Annotated in this window: 18 protein-coding genes, 1 tRNA gene and 1 pseudogene; 11 read left to right on the top strand and 9 right to left on the bottom strand. The window is 70.8% G+C overall.

The genetic code is table 11. The features are described from left to right. Positions 1 to 19 precede the first annotated feature (19 nt). Positions 20 to 1,411 (bottom strand): FAD-binding oxidoreductase, encoded by a 1,392-nt coding sequence (locus ISO16_RS00355; RefSeq protein WP_072635000.1) that lies wholly within the window; start codon positions 1,409 to 1,411, stop codon positions 20 to 22. Then, positions 1,408 to 3,066 (bottom strand): L-lactate permease, encoded by a 1,659-nt coding sequence (locus tag ISO16_RS00350; RefSeq protein WP_072634999.1) that lies wholly within the window; start codon positions 3,064 to 3,066, stop codon positions 1,408 to 1,410. The genes ISO16_RS00355 and ISO16_RS00350 overlap by 4 nt, the downstream gene beginning before the upstream one ends. A gap of 153 nt (positions 3,067 to 3,219) precedes the next feature. Here ISO16_RS00350 and ISO16_RS00345 point away from each other — a divergent pair, with 153 nt between their 5' ends. Continuing rightward, on the top strand, positions 3,220 to 3,903 hold the full coding sequence (locus ISO16_RS00345) for a GntR family transcriptional regulator (RefSeq protein WP_010596353.1): 684 nt from the start codon (positions 3,220 to 3,222) through the stop codon (positions 3,901 to 3,903). A 138-nt stretch (positions 3,904 to 4,041) separates the two neighbouring features. Then, positions 4,042 to 5,385, top strand: coding sequence for an NADP-specific glutamate dehydrogenase (gene gdhA / locus ISO16_RS00340; protein ID WP_072635007.1), 1,344 nt, complete (start codon positions 4,042 to 4,044; stop codon positions 5,383 to 5,385). A gap of 93 nt (positions 5,386 to 5,478) precedes the next feature. On the opposite strand, the gene ISO16_RS00335 is transcribed toward gdhA, so the two are convergent. The 3 genes from ISO16_RS00335 to ISO16_RS00325 are packed head-to-tail and all read right to left on the bottom strand — an operon-like array spanning position 5,479 to position 8,064. Next, a complete protein-coding gene (locus ISO16_RS00335) occupies positions 5,479 to 5,706 on the bottom strand; it encodes a hypothetical protein (RefSeq protein WP_006939021.1) in 228 nt (75 codons plus the stop codon). Between the two features lie 13 nt (positions 5,707 to 5,719). Continuing rightward, a complete protein-coding gene (locus ISO16_RS00330) occupies positions 5,720 to 6,925 on the bottom strand; it encodes a fatty acid desaturase family protein (RefSeq protein ID WP_010596351.1) in 1,206 nt (401 codons plus the stop codon). A gap of 26 nt (positions 6,926 to 6,951) precedes the next feature. After that, positions 6,952 to 8,064, bottom strand: a complete 1,113-nt coding sequence (locus ISO16_RS00325; protein WP_029543029.1) for a ferredoxin reductase — start codon at positions 8,062 to 8,064, stop codon at positions 6,952 to 6,954. A gap of 95 nt (positions 8,065 to 8,159) precedes the next feature. Here ISO16_RS00325 and ISO16_RS00320 point away from each other — a divergent pair, with 95 nt between their 5' ends. Genes ISO16_RS00320 through ISO16_RS00310 form a run of 3 tightly spaced genes read left to right on the top strand, consistent with a single transcriptional unit; the run spans position 8,160 to position 10,673 of the window. Beyond that, positions 8,160 to 8,861, top strand: coding sequence for a TetR family transcriptional regulator (locus ISO16_RS00320; protein WP_083662487.1), 702 nt, complete (start codon positions 8,160 to 8,162; stop codon positions 8,859 to 8,861). Between the two features lie 23 nt (positions 8,862 to 8,884). Next, positions 8,885 to 9,724 (top strand): alpha/beta fold hydrolase, encoded by an 840-nt coding sequence (locus tag ISO16_RS00315; RefSeq protein WP_072635006.1) that lies wholly within the window; start codon positions 8,885 to 8,887, stop codon positions 9,722 to 9,724. 4 nt (positions 9,725 to 9,728) lie between these two features. After that, the gene (locus ISO16_RS00310) at positions 9,729 to 10,673 is read left to right on the top strand and encodes an SGNH/GDSL hydrolase family protein (RefSeq protein WP_083662486.1); all 945 of its coding nucleotides are present in this window, start codon (positions 9,729 to 9,731) and stop codon (positions 10,671 to 10,673) included. Here the strand turns inward: ISO16_RS00310 and ISO16_RS00305 are convergent. Further along, positions 10,657 to 11,256: a TetR/AcrR family transcriptional regulator gene (locus ISO16_RS00305; protein ID WP_006939010.1), complete on the bottom strand. Its 600-nt coding sequence runs from the start codon at positions 11,254 to 11,256 to the stop codon at positions 10,657 to 10,659. The two genes, ISO16_RS00310 and ISO16_RS00305, sit on opposite strands and share 17 nt — an antisense overlap. A gap of 95 nt (positions 11,257 to 11,351) precedes the next feature. Here ISO16_RS00305 and ISO16_RS00300 point away from each other — a divergent pair, with 95 nt between their 5' ends. Beyond that, positions 11,352 to 12,173 carry an acyl-CoA thioesterase gene (locus ISO16_RS00300; protein WP_072634997.1) on the top strand — a complete coding sequence of 274 codons (822 nt, stop codon included), beginning with the start codon at positions 11,352 to 11,354 and terminating at the stop codon, positions 12,171 to 12,173. Here ISO16_RS00300 and ISO16_RS00295 read toward each other — a convergent pair. Beyond that, positions 12,158 to 13,489, bottom strand: a complete 1,332-nt coding sequence (locus ISO16_RS00295) for an MFS transporter (RefSeq protein ID WP_065922687.1) — start codon at positions 13,487 to 13,489, stop codon at positions 12,158 to 12,160. The two genes, ISO16_RS00300 and ISO16_RS00295, sit on opposite strands and share 16 nt — an antisense overlap. Before the next feature lie 165 nt (positions 13,490 to 13,654). Between ISO16_RS00295 and ISO16_RS00290 the strand changes: the two genes are divergently transcribed. Genes ISO16_RS00290 through cmrA form a run of 3 tightly spaced genes read left to right on the top strand, consistent with a single transcriptional unit; the run spans position 13,655 to position 17,054 of the window. Beyond that, complete coding sequence (locus tag ISO16_RS00290) at positions 13,655 to 14,200, top strand: PadR family transcriptional regulator (protein ID WP_050035029.1); 546 nt, start codon at positions 13,655 to 13,657, stop codon at positions 14,198 to 14,200. Then, on the top strand, positions 14,197 to 16,224 hold the full coding sequence (locus ISO16_RS00285; RefSeq protein WP_072634996.1) for an NADPH-dependent 2,4-dienoyl-CoA reductase: 2,028 nt from the start codon (positions 14,197 to 14,199) through the stop codon (positions 16,222 to 16,224). Before ISO16_RS00290 ends, ISO16_RS00285 begins: the two co-directional genes overlap by 4 nt. A 26-nt stretch (positions 16,225 to 16,250) precedes the next feature. Beyond that, positions 16,251 to 17,054 carry a mycolate reductase gene (gene cmrA, locus ISO16_RS00280; protein ID WP_043798995.1) on the top strand — a complete coding sequence of 268 codons (804 nt, stop codon included), beginning with the start codon at positions 16,251 to 16,253 and terminating at the stop codon, positions 17,052 to 17,054. Positions 17,055 to 17,060: 6 nt separating this feature from the next. On the opposite strand, the pseudogene ISO16_RS00275 reads toward cmrA, so the two are convergent. After that, positions 17,061 to 18,799: pseudogene (locus tag ISO16_RS00275) on the bottom strand (helicase HerA-like domain-containing protein). A gap of 83 nt (positions 18,800 to 18,882) precedes the next feature. On the opposite strand from ISO16_RS00275, the gene orn reads away from it, so the two are divergent. Next, positions 18,883 to 19,482 (top strand): oligoribonuclease, encoded by a 600-nt coding sequence (gene orn / locus ISO16_RS00270; protein ID WP_029543010.1) that lies wholly within the window; start codon positions 18,883 to 18,885, stop codon positions 19,480 to 19,482. Positions 19,483 to 19,565: 83 nt separating this feature from the next. Further along, positions 19,566 to 19,643 (top strand) — tRNA-His (locus tag ISO16_RS00265). Positions 19,644 to 19,790: 147 nt separating this feature from the next. Here ISO16_RS00265 and ISO16_RS00260 read toward each other — a convergent pair. Next, complete coding sequence (locus ISO16_RS00260) at positions 19,791 to 21,251, bottom strand: selenium-binding protein SBP56-related protein (RefSeq protein WP_072634994.1); 1,461 nt, start codon at positions 21,249 to 21,251, stop codon at positions 19,791 to 19,793. Positions 21,252 to 21,324 lie beyond the last annotated feature (73 nt).

The following is a 21,324-nucleotide window of genomic DNA, read 5'->3' as shown; positions in this document are numbered from 1 at the left end:
TCCCGGGGTCGCCGTCCGGTCAGATTCCGCGCCCCGGGTTGAGAATCCCGCTCGGGTCGAACGCCGCCTTGATGCGCCGCATGAGCGCACGCTCGACCGTGCCGACCTGGGTTTCGAGGTACGGCTGTTTGAGCACCCCGATGCCGTGCTCTCCGCTGATCGAACCGCCGAGCGCCAGGCATTCGGCGACCATCTCGTCGAACGCCTGCCGGGCGCGCCCCGCGACGACCTCGTCGGCGGCGTCGAACACGATGGTGGGATGCAGGTTTCCGTCCGCCGCGTGCCCGAACGTGCCGATGAGCAGCTCGTGCCGCGCGGCGATCGCCTCGATCGCCGCGAGCATCTCGGGCAGCCGCGGCACGGGAACGGCCAGGTCGTCGAGCAGGGTGCTGCCACATCGCTCGAGCGCGGTGAGCGCGACCCGCCGCGCGGCCATGAACTCCTCCCCCTCCACCGGGTCGGCGGTGTCGTACACCTCGGTGGCGCCCGCCGCAGTACAGGCCCGCGCACACACCTGCGCTTCGGCGGCGGCGTCGCGCCCGTCGCACTGGACGAGCAGCAGCGCACCGGCCGTGTCGTCGAGTCCCATGTGCGTCATGTCGTTGACGGCGGCGATGGTGGTGCGGTCCATCAGTTCGACGAGGCACGGCTCGGCCTGCTCGCGGATCGCCAGCACCGCGGCGACGGCCTGTGCGGTTTCCGGGAAGCTCGCGACGACCGTGGCCGCCGCGGCGGCGGCGGCGCGCAGCCGCACGGTGGCCTCGACGATGACGGCGAGGGTGCCCTCGGACCCGACGAGCAGTTGCGTGAGGTTCAGTCCCGCCACGTTCTTCCGGGTGACGGCGCCGGTGTGGATGATCCGCCCGTCGGCGAGCACCGCCTTGATGCGGGCGACATGGTCGGCCGTGACCCCGTACTTCGCGCAGCAGGTGCCGCCGGCGTTGGTGGCGAGGTTGCCGCCGATGGTGGAGACGGCGCGGCTGCCGGGGTCCGGCACGTACCACAGCCCCCGCTCGGCGGCCGCGGCGGCGAGATCGCCGTTGATCACCCCGGGTTGCACTGTGGCGGTGCGTGATTCGGTGTCGATTTCGACGATGGCGTTCATCTTCTCGACGCTGAGCACGATGCCGCCGTCGAGGGCGTTGGCCGCACCCGCGAGACCGGTGCCGGCGCCGCGGGTGACGACGGGGATGCCGTGCCGGTGCGCGATCGTCAGGGTGGCGACGACGTCGTCGGTGTCCCGCGCCCGGACCAGGGCGAGCGGCATCCCGGCCGGCGTGAGCAGCGACTGGTCGCGCCGATAGGCGAGCATCCGGTCCGGATCGGTGACGACGGCGTCGTCGAGGGCGTCGACGAGCGCGGCGACGACCGGCTCGGTGTCGGGGACGGGAGTCACGACGCTGGTGTTCACGGAACCATCCAATCGAGAACGGGGGTGGACTGCAGGTAGATGACGACGGTGAGGAACACGAGCAACCCGAGGCTCCAGCCGATCAGACGGCGCAGGATGACACCCTCCGCCCCGGCCAGGCCGACCGCGGCCACCGCGACCGACAGGTTCTGCGGCGAGAGCATCTTGCCGAGCACACCCGCGGACGAATTGGCCGCCGCCATGAGCACCGGGTCGAGCCCGGCCTGCTGCGCGGCGGTCATCTGCATGACGCCGAACAGCGAGTTCGACGACGTGTCGGATCCGGTGATGGCCACGCCGATCCAGCCGATCAGCGGCGAGACGAGGGCGAACACCCCGCCCGCGGACGCGAGCGCCATGCCCAGGCCGGCGGTCTGACCGGACAGGTTCATCACGAAGGCCAACGCGAGCACCGAGGTGACGGTGACGATGGTCCAGCGCAGCTGCACGAGGGTGTCGGCGTAGGCGCGGACGGCGCGGCGTACGCCGATCCCGTACATCCCGGCCGTGACGGCCCCGGCGAGCAGCAACAGGGTGCCGGTGGCCTTGAGGTGGTCGAGTTTGAACGTCTGCGCGCTCAGCGGCTTGCCGTCGACGTCGACGATGTCGAGTCCGGGCCAGCGGAACGACACGGTGCCGATCTCGGTGAGCCACGTCTTGACGAACGGGATCTGCGCCACGGTGAAGATCGCGATGATCGTCAGGTACGGGGCGAGGGCCAGCAGCGTGCGCCGCGTCCGGCTGTATCCGTCGAAACGCGACGGCGGGGCGGCGATGCCGACCGCGGTGCCGGCGCCGACCGGTGCGGTGAGGACGGTGTCGGTCGTGGCGACCAGGCGCTCCCCCGGCTGCCACACCTTCAGCATGCCCAGCACCGCGCCGACCGTGACGATCGCGGCGACGACGTCGGTGAGCTCGACGGTGAGGTAGTTCGCGGTGACGAACTGGGCGAGGGCGAAGGTCAGGCCCGCGACGACCGCGACGGGCCAGGTCTGCCGAACTCCGCGGCGGCCGTCGACGAGGAACACCATCACCATCGGCACGACGGCCGCGACGAACGGCGTCTGCCGGCCGGCCATCGCGGACAGGTCGTCGAGCGGCAGCCCGGTGACCCCGGCGAGCGCGAGGATCGGGGCACCCATCGCACCGAAGGCCACGGGCGCGGTGTTCGCCAGCAGGGACGTGCACGCGGCTTTGAGCGGTGCCATGCCCGCGGCCATGAGCATCGCCGCGGAGATCGCGACGGGCGCGCCGAATCCGGCGAGCGACTCGAGCAGCGCACCGAAGCAGAAGGCGATGAGAATGGCCAGGATGCGCTGGTCGTCCGAGATGGACCGGATGACCCGGCCGAGCTCCTCGAACCAGCCGGTGACGACCGTGAGCTTGTAGACGAAGAGGGCGTTGACGAGGATCCACAAGATCGGGAACAGGCCGTAGAAGGCTCCCTCGGCGGTCGCGGCGGCGGCCTGGCCGAGCGGCATGCCCCACCCGGCGACCGCCGCGAGCACGGCGAGCGCCAGACCGACGAGGGCCGCGCGGTGCGCCTTCCATCTGAAGACGCCGAGCATGACGAACATCGCGGCCAGCGGGATCGCCGCGACCACGGCCGACCAGGCGAGTGAGCCGCCGATCGGGTCGAGTGTCTGTTGGTACATAGCGCGCCTCTCGTTGTGATGCCTGTCACCGTTTCCGAGAATTGTCAGACAAGTACACATTCCTGTCAAGAATGCATGTGCGGCGTCGTGCAAGAATGCTGGTGTTCGCGCAGGTCCGTGCGGGTGCGCGGAGAGCCGGGAAGGAGCGGGGCATTGGTCGGACGCGTCGAGGCCCTGTCGATCGTCGACGCCCTCGCCCTGGAACTGCGGCGGCGCGTGTTCGCCGGGGAGCTGACGCACGAGGACGCTCTCACCGAAGCCGAGGTGTCCCGCGCCTACGAAGTCGCCAGGCCGACCGCCAAGGCCGCCATCGAGAAGCTCGTCGGCGAGGGCCTACTGCAGCGCAGCGCCCACAAGACCGCTCGCGTGCCCCAGTTGGGTCCCGACGACGTGCGTGACATCTACCGCACCCGCGCGCACCTGGAATCGGTGGTGCTGCGCGCGCTCGCCGAGACCCGGGCGGTGCCTCCGGCGGCGTCGGCCGCCAACGCCGAGATCTCGGCCATGACCGAGGCCGACCCGCTCACCGTCGTCGAACCCGACATGCGCTTCCACACCGCCCTGGTGGACGCGCTGGGCAGCCCGCGCACCAGCCGCATGTTCGGCTCGCTCGTGTCCGAGGTGCGGCTGTGCATGGTGCAGGTGCAGGGCAAGCAGCTGCTCACCACCACGAGCATCGCGGCCGAACACCAGCAGATCCTCGACGCCGTCCTGGCCGGCGACGGCGATGCGGCGGTCGAGGTGATCACCCGGCACCTCGGACGCGCACGCGAACGCCTCGTCGCCGCGCTCGGCGGCAGCCCGGGCCCGGAAGCCACCCTTCCCGAGCCCGCGTAGCCGTCCCCCGGTTCGGCCGACACCCTCGACGCCCGGAGCCCGGGCATACTGCCCCCTTTTATCGGATGCCCGGTGCCTGCGCCTATTATTCAACGTGTTAACGCCATGTAACAGTTTCCTCACAGTCAGGTGGTGAGCGTGTCGACCCGGGACCGCATTGCAGAGATCTACGAACAGGTGAAGGCGCGCAACGCCGGTGAACCCGAGTTCCATCAGGCAGCCGCCGAGGTGTTCGAGTCCCTGCATGTCGTCCTCGAGCGTCACCCCCGCTACTTCGAAGCCGGCCTCATCGAACGGCTGACCGAGCCCGAGCGGCAGATCATCTTCCGGGTGCCGTGGATCGACGACCAGGGCAACGTGCACGTCAACCGCGGCTTCCGGGTCCAGTACAACAGCGTGCTCGGCCCGTACAAGGGCGGCCTGCGCTTCCACCCGAGCGTCAACCTCGGCATCGTGAAGTTCCTCGGCTTCGAGCAGATCTTCAAGAACGCCCTCACCGGCCTGCCCATCGGCGGCGGCAAGGGCGGCTCGGACTTCGACCCCAAGGGTCGCTCGGAGCAGGAGATCATGCGCTTCTGCCAGTCCTTCATGACCGAGCTGCACCGCCATATCGGCGAGTACACCGACGTCCCGGCCGGCGACATCGGCGTCGGCGGACGCGAGATCGGGTACCTGTTCGGCCAGTACAAGCGCCTGACCAACTCCTACGAGTCCGGCGTGCTCACCGGCAAGGGGCTGACCTGGGGCGGCTCGCAGGTACGCCGGGAGGCCACCGGGTACGGCGTCGCCTACTTCGTGGCGGAGATGGCCAAGTCCGTGAACTCCTCCCTCGAGGGCCGCAAGGTCGTCGTGTCCGGTTCGGGCAACGTGGCGATCTACGCGATCGAGAAGGTGCACCAGCTCGGCGGCGTCGCCATCGCCTGCTCCGACTCCTCCGGCTACATCGTCGATCAGAACGGCCTCGACCTCGAGCTGCTCAAGGAAATCAAGGAGGTCCGGCGCGGCCGCATCTCCGAGTACCTCGACGAGCGTCCCGACGCACAGTACTTCCCGGGTGGTTCGATCTGGGACGTGCCGTGCGACGTCGCCATCCCCTGCGCCACCCAGAACGAACTGGACGAGACCGCCGCGAAGACCCTGGTGAACAACGGCGTGCGGGTCGTCGCCGAGGGCGCGAACATGCCCACCACCCCCGGGGGCATCGCGGTGTTCCGCGAGGCGGGCGTCGCGTTCGCCCCGGGCAAGGCGGCGAACGCCGGCGGTGTGGCGACCTCCGCGCTCGAGATGCAGCAGAACGCCTCGCGCGACTCGTGGCACTTCGACTACACCGACGAGCGCCTCGCCGGCATCATGCGCGACATCCACCAGAACTGCGTGGAGACCGCAGCCGAGTACGGCAAGCCCGGTGACTACATCCACGGCGCCAACATCGCCGGCTTCGTGAAGGTCGCCGACGCAATGTTCGCGCTCGGCGTCATCTGATCCGAACGCACGCCGACGGCGCGGGGCGGGCACCGGATCCCGGTGCCCGCCCCGCGCTGTCTGTGTGTTCTTCAGCTACCCGGCGTTCTTCGCCTACCCGCCGGACGGCTCGGACGGCGGCTCTGCGACGCGCTCGTCGTCGGCGCTCGCCTTGCGGGCGGCCTCCCGCATCTCGATGCCGTCGCTGATCCAGTCCCCGACCTCCCGGGTGACCTCGCGGACCGCGCCGGTGATAATGCCGGCGATGTTGCCGACGTGCGTCGCCGCGGACTCGGTCAGTTCCTGGAGCGTGTCCTTGTTGCGTTCGAACCTACCCACCATGGCGGTGCCCCCTTCAGGCGCTGTCGTGGGCGAGGGTACCCGCGACCGGCACGCTGCGCTCGATGAGCACCGACGTCGTGGGCTCCTCGGAGACCCAGCTCGGCGGCAGGGCCAGCTTCACGATCTTGCGCCACACCGAGCCGACCTGGGCGAGCAGGCCCCCGGTGTTGTAGGGCAGCCCGTAGCGTTCGCACAGTTCCCGCACCTCCGGCGCGAGCTGCGGGTACCGGTGCGCCGGAAGATCCGGGAACAGGTGGTGTTCGATCTGGTGCGAGAGATTGCCCGACATGATGTGGAACAGCGGCGTGCCGGTGATGTTCGCGCTGCCGAGCAGCTGACGCACGTACCACTCGCCGCGGGTCTCGTGCGCGGTCTCCTCCTCGGTGAAGGACTGCACCCCGGACGGGAAGTGCCCGCAGAAGATGATGGAGAACGCCCACACGTTGCGGACCAGGTTGGCGGCCGCGTTGCCGAGCAGCGTCGGCACGAACATCGGCCCGGACAGCAGCGGGAACGCGACGTAGTCCTTGACCACCTGCCCGCGCGCCTTACGCCACCACCCCCGGGCGAGCGGGATCACGTCGCGCCAGCTGCGTTTGCCGGCGACGACGTTCTCGACCTCGGCGTCGTGCAGCATCACGCCCCACTCGAACAGCAGCATCAGCCCCGTCGCGTAGACGGGATTGCCGAGGTAGTAGGGGTGCCAGCGCTGCGCCGGATCCATCCGCAGGATGCCGTAGCCGACGTCGCGATCCATCCCGAGGATGTTGGTGTAGGTGTGGTGCAGGTAGTTGTGCGAGTGCCGCCACTGGTCGGCGGGACATACGGTGTCCCACTCGAAGGTGCGGGAGTTCAGTTCCGGCTCGCGCATCCAGTCGTACTGGCCGTGCATCACATTGTGGCCGATCTCCATGTTGTCGAGGATCTTCGACACGCTCAGCGCGGCCACGCCCGCCACCCATGCCGGCGGCAGGAAGCCCACGAACAACAGGGCACGACCGGCGATCTCGAAGCGCCGCTGCGCCCCGACGATGCGGTAGATGTACTCGCGGTCGGCCGCGCCGAGCGAGGCGACGGTGCGCTCGCGCAGGGCGTCGAGTTCGCGGCCGATCTCCTCGACCTGCTCGCGGCGCAGCACGACCGGCGACGGGTCGGGATCGCGACGGCCGGACAGGAACGCCGGCAGCGGAAGGGACAGGGGGATGGACAAACCGAACATGGTGTCCTCCAATTGTTTCGAGTGGGTCAGAGGTCGAAGGCCGCGTCGCCGACGGGGACGTTCACGCAGATCTGCACCTCGGCGCCGGGCTCGTCGTCGATCTCGCCGGTGCGCACGTCGCGGGTGCCGCCGGACAGCCGGGTCACGGTGCAGGAGTGGCAGATTCCCATGCGGCAGCCGTGCTGCGGGGTGAGCCCGGCCGCCTCGGCCTGTTCGAGGGCGGTGACGCCGCTGTTCTCGGCGCGGACCCCGGACGCGGCGAAGGTGACGGTGCCGCTCGCGTCGTCGTCGCGGACGACGACGGGCGGGGTGAACTGCTCGGTGCGCAGCAGGTGCGCGGCGCCGGCGTCGCCGTAGACCTCCCGCACGCTGTCGACGAGCCCGGCCGGGCCGCAGACGTAGGCGGGTGCGCCGGCGAACCACGGGGCGACCCGCTCGAGATGACTCCGGTCGAAGCGGCCACGCAACGCACCGTCGTCCGCCCGGGTGTAGGCGAAGGCCACGTCGACGCCGGCGTGGGCGCCGGCCAGGGACTCGATCGCGTCGCGGTGCGGCACGTGCGCGGCGGTGGGCGCGTAGTGCAGGAACGCGACGGTTCCGGAGTGGCCCTCGTCGGCGAGGGTGCGCAGCATCGACAGCACCGGAGTGATGCCGCTGCCGCCGCTGACGAGCACCAGCCGCTCCGGCCGCTCCGCCGGGAGACAGAACTCGCCGGCGGCCGCCGCGAGGTCGACCACGTCGCCCGCGGTGGCGTGCTCGTGCAGGTGCCGCGAGACGACGCCGTCCGGTCGCACCCCGACCGTGAGCTGGATGCGCCCGTCGGCTCGATGCTGGGAACTCACCGGCGAGTAGCTGCGGCTGTGCCGCACACCGTCCACCACCACGCCGAGTTGCAGGTGCTGACCGGCCCGGAACTCCAGGGGCCGGCCCGGGCGCAGCTCGAGCGTCACCGCACCCGGGACATTTCGGTCAACGTTCGTGATCCGGGCGCGCGTGTGCTGCACGGCCAGGAGCGGATCGGCCAGTTCGAGGTACCGATCCGGGTGGTGCGGCGCGGAGAGTACATGCAGCGCCTTGATCAGGGCTTTGCGTCCGATCGACGGCCCCGGCCCGCGTCGGGCGCGGTGAAGCAGGGTCATGGCGTCGCTCCTCTCGAGCGAGAATCCAAAGTCAGTGCACAAATGTGCACTGAGTTCAGTGTGCCAGGGTCGCCCGGTGGGCTGTCAACGTTGTTGTGGCGGCCGTCACCACGGTCCCCGGCCGCCGCCGCGTCGCACTGCCTAGACTCGGAGCCGTGTCCGCAGCCCCCGTTCCCGAACCCGCGACGCGAGCTGCGCGCAAGGAGCGCACCCGCCAGGCCCTGCTCGACGCGGCGCTCGAACTCTCCGCCGATCGCAGCTTCGCGACGGTGAGCCTGCGCGAGGTGGCCCGCCGAGCCGGGATCGTGCCCACGGCGTTCTACCGCCACTTCGGCTCGATGGAGGAACTCGGCGTCGCCCTCGCCGCCGACACCATGCGCATGCTCCGCACGCTGCTGCGCGAGGCCCGGCGCACGCGCGGCCCGTCCTCGGCGCGGGCGTCGCTCGAGGCCCTGGTGCGGCAGGTCCGCGCCCACGAACAAGCGTTCCGATTCCTGGCCCGGGAGCGCTACGGCGGCCAGCCGGCCGTCGCGCGCACCGTCACCGTCGAGTTGCGGCTGATCACGGGCGAACTCTCCGTCGATCTCTCCCGCATGCCCGGAATGGCGGACTGGGACGTCGACGACCTGGAGATGGCGGCCGACCTGCTGGTGACCGCCATGCTCGAGGTGGTGCTCGAACTGCTCGACGTGGACCGGCCCGGCGGGCCGGCGGAGGCCGAGGTCCTCGCCCGCGCCGAAAAGCAGATGCGTCTCATCGTTCTCGGCATGGGCGCGTGGAAACCTTCCCACCGCTAACGGCAACCCGTACGGTGGGCGCCATGTTCGAGACCACTCACGTCACCCTCGGAGACCTCACCTTCGACGTTCACGTCACCGGTCCCGCCGACGGCACGCCCGTCGTGCTGCTGCACGGATTCCCGGAGACCGCCCGCAGCTGGGAGGCCGTGGCGCCGCAGCTCGCGGAGGCGGGTCTGCGAGTGCTGATGCCGGACCAACGGGGGTACTCCCCCGGCGCCCGCCCGGACGGCGTGTCGGCATACACCGTCGACCTGCTGGTCGGTGACGTGATCGGGCTGCTCGACGCGACCGGCCTCGGGCAGGCCCACCTGGTGGGGCACGACTGGGGTGCCGCCGTGGCCTGGCAGGTCGCGGCGCGGCACCCCGAGCGCATCAGCACCCTGACCGCGGTGTCCGTGCCGCACCTCGCGGCCTACGGCTGGGCCCTGCGCGAGGACGCCGATCAGCAGGCCCGCGCCGCCTACATCAAGCTGCTCCGGCAGGAGGGAAAGGCCGAGCACGTCCTGCTCGAGGACGACGCCCGTCGCCTGCGCGCGATGTACGGCGACCGGGTGAGCCCCGAGTCGATCGACGAATACGTGCACGTGCTGTCCGAGCCCGGCGCCCTGACCGCCGCGCTCAACTGGTACCGCGCGATGACCCGGGAGCTCTCCGAGCTGGCACCGGTGCGGGTGCCCACCACCTACGTGTGGAGCACCGAGGATTCGGCCCTCGGCCGGGTGGGCGCGGAGCGCTGCGGCGAGTTCGTCGACGCGTCTTACGAATTCGTCGTCCTCGACGACGTCAGCCACTGGGTGCCGGAGGAGGCACCGGACGCGCTGGCGAAGGCGATCCTCGCCCGCATCGGCGACCGGCCGTAAGAGCATGACCACAGGAGGGGCCGTGACCACCGCAGCCTGCCACCGCCGTATGCGTCGCCGGCTCGGCGCGGTCGCGGCCGCCTCCCTCACCGTGCTCGCCGGCGCGGCCTGCACCGATCCCGGGTCGCCCGCCGATTCCGAGCCCGAGCCCAGCCCCGCCTACAGCTCCTATGTGGCCCTGGGTGACTCGTTCACGGCGGGCCCGATGATCCCGCCCCAGATCGACTCGGCGTGCGCGCGCTCGGGGAGCAACTACCCCCATGCGGTGGCCGAGACGCTGGGCATCGACAACTTCCGCGACGCGTCGTGCAGTTCCGCGACGACAGCGAACCTGACAGGGCCCCAAGTGGTTTCGTCGGGCGCCACCGTCCCCCCGCAATACGATGCGCTCACCCCCGAGACCGAGCTGGTCACCGTCGGGATCGGCGGCAACGACATCGGCCTGGTCGCCCTGGCCGGATCGTGTCTCGCGCTCGACCGCTCGTCCGGCAGGGCCGCGGCACCGGCCGGACCCCTGTGCGCGACCGCGAACGTCCGCGACGGCCTCGACCTCGTGGACCGCGCGATCGACGACTTCGCCCCCACCTACGGCGTGATCGTGCGGGAGATCCGCAACCGCGCCCCGGACGCGCGCATCCTGCTCGTCGGCTACCCGACCGGGATCCGGGACGGCGGATGCTATCCCGATCAGCCGATCCTGCCGGACGACGCGACGTACCTGCAGGCGAAGATCGACCGGCTCAACACGGCGATGGAACAGCAGGCCGACGCCGCGGGCGTCGACTACGTCGACCTGCGCGAGTCCACCGTCGGGCACGACGCGTGCCAGCCCTCCGCGCAGCGCTGGACCGAAGGCCTGTTCCCGTCCCAGCCGGCCGCCCCGCTGCACCCCAACGCCGACGGCCACCGCAACGCAGCCGAACAGGTCCTGGTCACGATCGCGGACTAGCCGCGGGGTCGATCGCCGATCGGCACAGGGCCGAGAGCTCGTCGACCACCGCGTCGAGCGGCGCCGAGCTGCGCTGCGCCTGGGCGAGCACCAGCGCACCCTCGAGCGCGCCGACGATGAGCACCGCCAACGACCGGGCGCGTTCCGGGCCCACCCCGTCCGCGACGAGCGTGCCGGTGAGCAGGCCACACCAGTGCTCGAACGCCTCCCCGGCGACATCGCGGGCGCCGCGCTCGGTGCCCAGGGCCGCCGCGACGATCGGGCAGCCGACCGCGTAGTCGCCGGCCTCGAGACCGCGACGCCACAGGTCGGCGAGAGCCTGCAGTGCGCCGGGGGTGTCCGAGGAGTCCAGCACCCGTGCCATCCCGTCACCCAGGTGGTCCGCGGCACTGCGGGTGGCCTCCTCGACGAGCTGCGCCTTTCCGCCCGGGAAATGGTGGTAGACCGACCCGCGCGGCGCGCCGCTGTGGGCGAGCACGTCGGCAAACGAGGTCGCCGCGACGCCCCGCTCGCGGATGAGCCGGATCGCGCTGCGGATCATCGCGGCGCGAGGGCCGGTGGTCGGGTCGCTTCGCCTCGCCATGTCCGCGCTCCGCTCTTGCCGTCGGTTTCTATGTATGTTGTCATACTTAGGTCCGGACCGTGCCGGAACGGACCCGTTCTTCCCGAGGAGTCGTCGTGACCGAGATCGCCGCCCCGCCCCACCCCTTCGACGCCGCCGTGGCGCTCGAGCCCGCGGAGGACGGTCACGCGCGGGGGCGGACCAGCCCCGAGTACACGAACATGGTCGGTCCGTTCGGCGGCGTCACCGCCGCCGCCCTGCTGCGGGCCGTCCAGCAGCACCCGGACCGGCTCGGCGATCCCATTTCCCTCACCGTCAACTACGCCGGCCCGGTCGCCGACGGCGAGTTCGACATCACCGTGCGGGCGGTCCGTACCAACCGCACCAACCAGCACTGGCTGCTCGAGCTGACGCAGGACGGCGTGGTCACCACCACCGCCACGGCGGTGTTCGGCACCCGTCGCGACACCTGGTCGGACACCGAACTCGACATGCCGGCGGTCCCGTCGGCGGATGCGGTTCCCACCCAGACCTTCCCGGACTTCATCGCGTGGGCCCGCAACTACGAGATGCGGTTCGTCGAAGGCGCGGTGCCCCAGCAGGACGCCGGCGAGCACCCCGACTCCACCACGACGCTGTGGGTGCGCGACACCCCGGCCCGCCCGCTCGACTTCCCGGCGCTGACGGCGCTGTGCGACGTGTTCTACCCGAGGGTGTTCCTGCGCCGCGGCCGGTACATGCCGGCCGGGACCGTGTCCCTGACGGTGTACTTCCACGCCGACGCCGGGCAGCTCGAGGCCCAGGGCGACGATTTCGTCCTGGGCACCGCGCGCACCCACCGCTTCTCGCAGGGCTACTTCGATCAGGCCGCCCAGCTGTGGGGCCGCGACGGCACGCTGCTCGCCACGACCCACCAGCTCGTCTACTTCAAGGACTGACCCTCCGGGGCCCGCACCGCGAGCAGCGCCGCCAGCCCCGCGCCGAGCACGACGAGCAGGCCGGCGATCCCGGCCCGGTCCGCGTCGAACGTCCAGGCGAAGAGCCCGAACAGGGTCGGGGCCAGGAACGACACGGCGCGGCCCGACGTCGCGTAGAGCCCGAACATCTGCCCCTCCCGCCCGGCCGGGGTGATGCGCGCGAGGAAGGTGCGGGCCGACGACTGCGCGGGCCCGACGAACAGGCACAGCAGCAGACCGAAGATCCAGAACATCAGCGGCCCCGACACCACGAGCAGCACGACCCCCACGGCCATCATCGCGGCGAGCGAGGCGACGATCACCGCCTTGGGGCCGACCCGGTCGTCGAAGCGCCCCGCGGCCAGCGCACCGAGGGCCGACACCACGTTCGCGGCCACGCCGAACAGCAGCACGTCGGCGGCATCGATGCCGTACACGTTCACCGCGAGCACCGCACCGAACGTGAACACCCCGGCCAGGCCGTCGCGGAACAGCGCCGAGGCGCCGAGGTAGCCGACGGTGCGCCGATCCATCGCCCACAGCTCGCGCAGGTCGCGCAGCAGCACCCGGTAGGACTGCACGATCCCGGCCCGCTCCGCGCCGGGATCGGCACCGGTGGGCGGAACCTCCGGCACCGCCAGCAGCACCGGGACGGCGAAGACCGCGAACCACACCGCCGCGGCCACCACGACCAGGCGGATGTTGAGGCCGCCCTCGGTGCTCACGCCGAGGAAGCCGCGGGTGTCGCCGTCGCCGGCGATGAACCCGAAGTACCCCAGCAGCAACAACAGCAGCCCACCGAAATAGCCCATGGCCCAACCCAAACCGGAGACCCGGCCCATGTTCTCCTCGGTGGAGACCTGACGCAGCATCGCGTTGTAAGGCACCTGCGCGAGTTCGACGACGACCGACGACACCCCCAGCAGCACGAGGCCGAGCCACAGGTAGTGGTAGTCGTCGCGCACGAAGACCATCGCCGCCATCAGCGCGACACCGGCGTAGGACAGCACCGCCAGGGACCGCTTGCGCCGGCCGGCCGCGTCGTAGCGCTGGCCCGAGACGGGGGCGGTGACCGCGATGAAGAACCCCGATATGCCCAGCGCCCACCCGAGCCACGTGCTCGCCGACATCGACCCCGGCAGGTCGTCGCCGACGGCGTCGGTGAGATACACGGAGAAGACGAAGGTCAGCACCACCGCGTGGTAGGCCGACGACCCGAAGTCCCACATTCCCCAGGCGAAGACCTGCCGTCGCGAGGTGGCCTCCCCGATCCCGGCGGCGTCCGTGTGCGCGCTCATGCCCGCAGCCTAGGAGATCGTCGCGCCGAGAACCGGCCTCCGGTGATCCGCGCGATTTCCGGTCAGCCGCGACCGCACTCCGCGTTCGCGGCTGACCGAGAGGTTCGCGACCGTCCCCTCAGCTGTGCACTTGATTGCATATGCACCTCGGTGCATACTCTCGACATGGCCCTGGAACACGCGCTGCTCGCCGCACTCGACGAGCGGTCCGGCTCCGGCTACGAACTGGCCCGCCGGTTCGACAAGTCGATCGGCTTCTTCCACAGCGCGACGCACCAGCAGATCTACCGCGTGCTGCGGCGTATGGAGGACCACGGCTGGGTCACCGGCCGCACCGTGCCGCAGGACGGCCGGCCCGACAAGAAGGTCTACCGCGTCAGCGCCGCCGGACGCACCGAGCTGGACCGTTGGATCGCCCACCCCTCCGACCCCGAGCAGCTGCGCAGCGACCTGGCCGTGAAGATCCGCGCCGCCGGGCCCGGCACCCTGCCCGCCCTCCTCGCGGAGCTCACCCGCCACCGCGACGCCCACGCCGCCCGCCTCGAGGTGTACCGCACCATCGAGAAACGAGACTTCCCCGCACCCCACCGGCTCACCGGGCCCTCACTGCACCAGTACCTCGTCCTGCGCGGCGGCATCCGCGTCGAACAGGGCTTCGCCGACTGGTGCCAGGAAGTGCTCGACGCCCTCACCACCGAGGACCACTCGTGACGAACCCCTACCCCCACCTGCTCTCACCGCTCGACCTCGGACCGTTCACGGTGCCCAACCGCGTCGTCATGGGCTCGATGCACACCGGACTCGAGGACCGCGCCAAGAACACCGGCCGCCTCGCCGCGTACTTCGCCGAGCGTGCCCGCGGCGGGGTCGGCCTCATCGTCACCGGCGGCTACGCACCCAACCGGACCGGGTGGCTGCTGCCGTTCGGCGCCAAGCTCACCAACCGGCTCGAGGCCCGGCGGCACCGGACGATCACCGATGCCGTCCACGCCGAGGGCGGTCGCATCCTGCTGCAGATCCTGCACGCCGGGCGCTACAGCTACTGGCCGCTGAGCGTGTCCGCCTCATCGATCAAGGCGCCGATCAACCCGTTCCGGCCGCGCAGGCTCACCTCCTGGGGCGTGCGCCGGCAGATCCGCGCCTACGTCCGCTGCGCCCGCCTCGCCCAGCGGGCCGGTTACGACGGCGTCGAGATCATGGGCGGCGAGGGCTACTTCATCAACCAGTTCCTCGCCGAGCGCACCAACCGGCGCACCGACGAGTGGGGCGGCAGCCCCGAGAACCGTCGCCGGCTGCCCGTCGAGATCGTCCGCCGCACCCGCGAGGCCGTCGGCCCGGACTTCGCGATCTGCTTCCGGCTGTCCATGGCCGACCTCGTCGAAGGCGGCCAGCGCTGGGACGAGATCGTCGCCCTCGCTCAGGAGGTCGAGCGGGCGGGCGCAACGCTGATCAACACCGACATCGGCTGGCACGAGTCGCGGGTGCCCACCATCGTCACGTCCGTCCCGCGCGCCGCGTTCGCGGACGTCACGGCCGAACTGGCGAAGCACGTCGCAATCCCCGTCGCCGCGTCCAACCGGATCAACATGCCCGAGACCGCCGAGGAGATCCTGGCCCGCGGCGACACACAGCTCATCTCGATGGCCCGGCCGATGCTGGCCGACCCGGAGTGGGTCCGCAAGGCCACCGCCGGCGCCGCCGACGAGATCAACACCTGCATCGCCTGCAATCAGGCCTGCCTCGACCACGCCTTCGTCAACAAGCACGTCTCGTGCCTGCTCAACCCCCGCACCGGGCGGGAGACCGAGCTGCTGCTCGCCCCCACCCGCCGCCGCAAGGCCGTCGCGGTCGTCGGCGCCGGGCCCGCCGGGCTCGCCGCGGCGGTGAACCTGGCCCGCCGCGGGCACGCCGTCACCCTGTTCGAGGCCGACGACGAGATCGGCGGCCAGTTCGGCATCGCCCGCCGCATCCCCGGCAAGGAGGAGTTCGCCGAGACCCTGCGGTACTACCGCCGCCAGCTGGAGCTGACGAAGGTCCAGGTCGAGCTCGGCACCCGCGCGACGGCCGACGACCTGATCGGTGCCTACGACGAGGTGGTCGTCGCGACCGGCGTCACCCCCCGCGTGCCCGCAATCCCCGGCATCGACCACCCGAGCGTGCTGTCGTACCCGCAGGTCGTCCGCGAGGGTGCGCCCGTCGGCGCCCGCGTCGCCGTGATCGGGGCGGGCGGCATCGGCGTCGACGTCTCCGAGTTCCTCACCCACGACCACTCCCCCACCCTCGACCTGGCCGAATGGAAGCGCGAGTGGGGCGTCACCGACCCGAAGGCCGCCCCGGGAGCGCTCACCGAGCCCCGCCCGTCGCCGTCGCCGCGCGAGGTGTTCCTGCTGCAGCGCAAGCCCGGCCGGATCGGCGCGCGGCTCGGCAAGACCAGCGGATGGGTGCACCGGGCGTCGCTGCAGCACAAGAAGGTGCACGAGATCTCGGGCGTGAACTACGAGCGGATCGACGACGCCGGCCTGCACATCAGCTTCGGCGAGGACCGCCGCGACCCGAAGGTGCTCGACGTGGACAACGTGGTGATCTGCGCCGGGCAGGAACCCGTCCGTGACCTCGTCGAGCGGCTCACCGCCGCGGGCGTGACCACGCACGTCATCGGCGGTGCCGACGTCGCCGCGGAACTCGACGCCAAGCGCGCGATCGAGCAGGGCACGCGCCTCGCGGACCGCATCTGAACCGGCCGCGGCTACGCTGACCGACCATGACTCTGCCGAACCCCACCCCCGACGCCCGCGCCGTCGTGACCGGCGCCTCCTCCGGCATCGGCGAGGCCCTCGCCGCCGAGCTCGCCGCGCGCGGGCACTCGCTGATCCTGGTCGCCCGGCGCGGCGACGTGATGGAGGAGCTCGCCGCGACGCTGCGGGCGACGCACGGCGTCACCGTCGAGGTCCGCGCGTGTGACCTGTCCGACCGCGACGCGCGGGCGAAGCTCGTCGACGAACTCGGCGAGCGCCCGATCAGCATCCTGTGCAACAACGCCGGCATCGCGACCTTCGGCCCGGTGGCCCAGCTGGATCCGGGCTACGAGCGGGCCCAGGTCGAGCTGAACGCCGTCGCGGTGCACGACCTGACCCTCGCGGTGCTGCCGCAGATGGTCGAGCGCCGCTCCGGGGCGATCCTGATGGTCGGTTCCGCGGCGGGCAACATGCCGATCCCCCACAACGCGACCTATGCGGCGACGAAGGCGTTCGTCAACACGTTCTCCGAGTCGCTGCGCGGGGAGCTGAAGGACAGCGGCGTGCACGTGACGCTGCTGGCGCCGGGCCCGGTGCGCACGGAGACCCCGGATCCGGCGGAGGCCTCGATCGTCGACAAGCTCGTGCCGGACTTCCTGTGGATCTCCAGCGAGCACACCGCGAAGGTGTCGCTCGACGCGCTCGCCGAGAACAAGATGCGCATCGTGCCGGGCCTGATCAGCAAGGCGATGTCCGTCGCCGGCAACTACACCCCGCGCGGCGTCGTCGCGCCCATCGTCGGCGCCTTCTACCGGAAGCTGGGCGCGTAGCCCCCGTCAGCGCCTACGGCGGCGGCCGGTGCCGAAGATGCTGCGGCTGATCTCGCGCCCCGCGGCCGACGCCGCGGACCGCAGGAAACCCTTGACGGCCGCGCTGCCGAGGACCTGCTCGACCATGCTCGGCCCCGCGTCCCGGGGCGGTGGCGTGCCGGGCAGGTCCGGCAACGGCGGGACCTGCGCCCGTGGGTCCATGTCGGGGGCGCCGGCCACCTTCTCGGTGAGCCTCTCGTAGGCGGACTCGCGGTCGACGGTCTGCCCGTACTTGCCGTACAGCTCGCTCCCGCGCGCCGCGGACCGGATCGCCTCCTCGCCGACGGTGTCCAGCAACGAACGCGGCGGACGGATCCGCGTCCACGCGACAGGCGTCGGCGCGCCCTTCTCGGACAGCACCGTGACGACGGCCTCACCGATTCCGAGGGTGGTCAGCGCCTCCTCGAGGTCGTAGAACTCCGTCTCCGGATACGTGCGGACGGTCTTGGCCAGCGCCTTCTGATCGTTCGGTGTGAATGCGCGCAGCGCGTGCTGCACCCGCGCGCCGAGCTGGGACAGCACCGCATTGGGCACGTCCGTGGGCAGCTGGGTGCAGAAGAACACTCCCACCCCTTCGAACGGATGAGCTTGACCGTCTGCTCGATCTGCTGCAGGAACGCCTTCGAGGCGTCGGCGAAGAGCAGGTGCGCCTCGTCGAAGACGAACACGAGCTTCGGCTTGTCGAGGTCGCCCTCCTCGGGCAGCGTCTGGAACAGGTCGGCGAGCACCCACATCAGGAACGTCGAGAACAGCACCGGCCGCGCCGCGTGGGCGCCGAGCTCGAACAGGCTGATCACGCCGTTGCCGCCGACGACGCGCAGCAGGTCCTCGGTCTCGAACTCCGGTTCTCCGAAGAAGGTGTCCCCGCCGCCGGCCTCGAGGTTGACGAGCGCCCGCAGGATCACGCCGGCGGTCGCCGGGGAGACCCCGCCGATACCTTTCAGCTCTGCCTTTCCCTCGTCGCTGGTCAGGTGTGTGACGACCTGCCGCAAGTCCTTGAGGTCAAGCAGCGGCAGCCCCTGGCGGTCGGCCCAGTGGAAGATCAGCCCCAACGTCGATTCCTGGGTGGGGTTGAGGCCGAGGACCTTGCTCAGCAGGATCGGACCGAACGCGGTGACCGTCGCGCGGACGGGCACGCCCGGGCCTTCGGTGCCGAGCGAGAAGAACTGCACCGGGTAGGCGGTCGGTCCCCATCCGGAATCCCCGGTCGCCGCGGCGCGGGTCCGGAGCCCGTCGTCGTCCTCACCGGGCGCCGACAGCCCCGACAGGTCACCCTTCATGTCGGCCATCACGACCGGGACCCCGGCGGCCGAGAGTTGCTCGGCGATGCCCTGCACGGTCTTGGTCTTGCCGGTGCCGGTCGCACCGGCGACCAGTCCGTGCCGATTCATCGTGGCGAGCGGGATCCGTACCCGGGCCGACGAATCGACCACCCCGTCGTGGACGACCGCCCCGAGTTCGAGGGCGACCCCGTCGGCGGCGTATCCCGCGGCGATCTGCCCAGCGGGTGCGATCTGCCGGGCCGGCCCGGCGGGCGCGGCGTCCGTCGCCTCGGCGGCCCGCGCGGCCGCCTCCGCCTCGCGCTGTGCCTGCTCGGCCGCCTTCAGGGCCGCTTCGGCGACGCGTGCCGCTTCCTCCGCGGCCGCGCGGGCGGCCGCCGCCTTCTCGGCCGGCGACGGTGCCGGCGGTGTCGAATCGACCGTCATGCGGTGTCCTCCTCGTCCACGTGCGGCCGCGGAATGGTCACCGTGACCTTATCGCCACGACCGGCCTGACTACTCTGTGTTTCGTGCAGGACAAACTTGTGTGGATCGATTGCGAAATGACCGGATTGCGGATCGACAGCGACAAGCTGATCGAGATCGCCGCCCTCGTCACCGACAGTGATCTCAACGTGCTCGGCGACGGGGTGGACATCGTCATCCACGCCGACGACGACGCGCTCGCCGCGATGCCGGACGTCGTCACCCAGATGCACGAGCGCTCCGGGCTCACCGACGAGGTGCGCCGGTCCACGGTGAGCGTCGCCGAGGCGGAGAAGATGGTGCTCGACTACATCCGGGCCCACGTCCCGGAGGCCGGCACCGCGCCGCTGGCCGGCAACTCGATCGCGACGGACCGCGGGTTCATCGCCCGCGACATGCCCGAACTCGACGCCTACCTCCACTACCGCATGGTGGACGTCAGCTCCGTCAAGGAGCTGTGCCGGCGCTGGTACCCGCGGATCTACTTCGGGCAGCCGGCGAAGGGCCTGTCGCATCGGGCGCTCGCCGACATAAAGGAGTCGATCCGGGAACTGCGGTACTACCGGCGAACCGCGTTCGTCGCCCCACCGGGCCCGCCGTCGGCCGAGATCGCCGCTGTCACGAAGGAGTTGGGTCCGGCCTGACCTGCGGATTCGTCGTTTCCGGCAAAGTCAGGCTAGTATCTGTACCGCAGGCGCAACCGGCCCAGGCCGATCGCGAATGCGATGGTGAGTGTAGTTCAGTTGGTAGAGCACCAGGTTGTGATCCTGGCTGTCGCGGGTTCGAGTCCCGTCACTCACCCCCACAGGGCGAGTCCCTGACCAGCAGAGATGCCGGTCAGGGACTCGTCTTTTTCGGCGTCGCGCAGCTCTGCACCAGCGCTCCGTCCCGAGATGCGGCGCTTGGGCGGACGACCGCCGAATCGCGCGATCGACCCGCCGTGCAACGGCGATCACCCGGTGAAGCAGTACGAGTCGCTGGACGCATCCCCGCCCTGCAGGCGGGTCTGGTGCACCCTGCGTCCGCGGAAGTCGTCGCCGTGCGGGAAGAATCCGCGGTCGATGACCAGACCACCGGCGGAGACGTCGGCATCGAACTTCGCCATCCACGCCCCCACCCCGTCCGGGTAGAAGACCTCGTCCCAGGCCGCATAGAGCGAGTTGGTGGCGTAGACCCGGCGTCCGTCGCGACTGACCTCCACCATCTGCGGAGCTCCCGCGATCCGGAGGTCCGGATCCGCCGGGTGCGGCTCGCGCCGCACGATCCCACCGAGGCGCACCGATCCCGTCTCCCTCGGGTGGAACGGATCGCCGACGTCGTACTGCTTGAGTTCTCCTGTGCCCCAGCACGAGACGTACAGCCAACGGTCGTCGACCGACAGGTCGATGTCCGAGACGAGCGGCGGTACCGCGCCGAAGGGTTTCAGCGCCGGCGGCAGATCGTCGGCCTCGGCCGGCTCCGCCGGAATGGTGATCACCTTCTCGACCACCCACCGGTCGTCGCTCTTGTGCCACATCCACACGGAGGCCGACAGATCCTCCACGCTGATGACGACTCCCACGAACCCGAACGCCTCGGAGGGATTGTGAGCCGGGCGGAGTTCGAGAACCATCTGGTGCTCGTCGCCGAGATCGACGCGCTGGGTCAGCTTGCGCTCGGACATGCTCCAGAAGTCCAGGTGGTGTCCGAACCTGCGGCCGAGGAGGTCCTCGGCGTCGAGTCCGTTCTCGATCATCGACGGCGTGGCCCACTCGGAGGTGATCACCGTGTCGTACTTCAGGTGCCACCACACGTCGTACGCCAAGAACTGCTCGCCGTGCTCCGCCTCCCACGCTCCGACGACGTCGAACGTGTCGTGGTCGAGCAGCGCGACACCGCCCGGACCCTCGGCGCCGTCGGCGCCTCCCAGGGCGGACATGAAGATGCCCCCCGGTCCGCAATGCACCGTGTGCGGCCGCGAGTATCCCGCCTTCGCGGCGAGTTCGGCGGCCTCGATCGTGCGGGTCACCACCGGGTGCCGCGGGTCGGGTTTGGTGTCGAGGATGTACGTTCTCGACGAGCGGATGCCCGGCACCACCAGGTATCGCCGCTCGAGCGGTTGCCCGTGATGCCCGGCGTGGTGATCGCCGTGCCCCTCGTGACCGTGCCCCTCATGACCGTGCCCCTCATGACACAGCGCGCTCGAGCAGGCGTTCCACCCGAAGTGGTGTAACTCGTTGCCCGCCGTCGGCAACTCGGTCCAGCCGACCACACCACCGTATGTCGGCGAACCCGGCTCGCAATCGACCACTGCGATCGCGTCCTTCGCCCGGCCTGCGGGATCGAAGGCAGCCACATAGGCAAGCCGCTCGGGCGCGGCTGCTACGGCGTCACTCGGGGTGCGGTAGAACGTGGGATCTGTCGTCGTAGACATGAATCCTCCTCGACTCGGTCCTGTCCGCCGGGCCACCCTCGGTGGTCCACGGTCGGTCGACGTCACAGGTAGG

Source organism: Rhodococcus sp. M8, assembly GCF_015654185.1.
GTDB classification, from domain to species: domain Bacteria; phylum Actinomycetota; class Actinomycetes; order Mycobacteriales; family Mycobacteriaceae; genus Rhodococcus; species Rhodococcus aetherivorans.
This window is presented reverse-complemented; position numbering and strand designations above follow the sequence as displayed.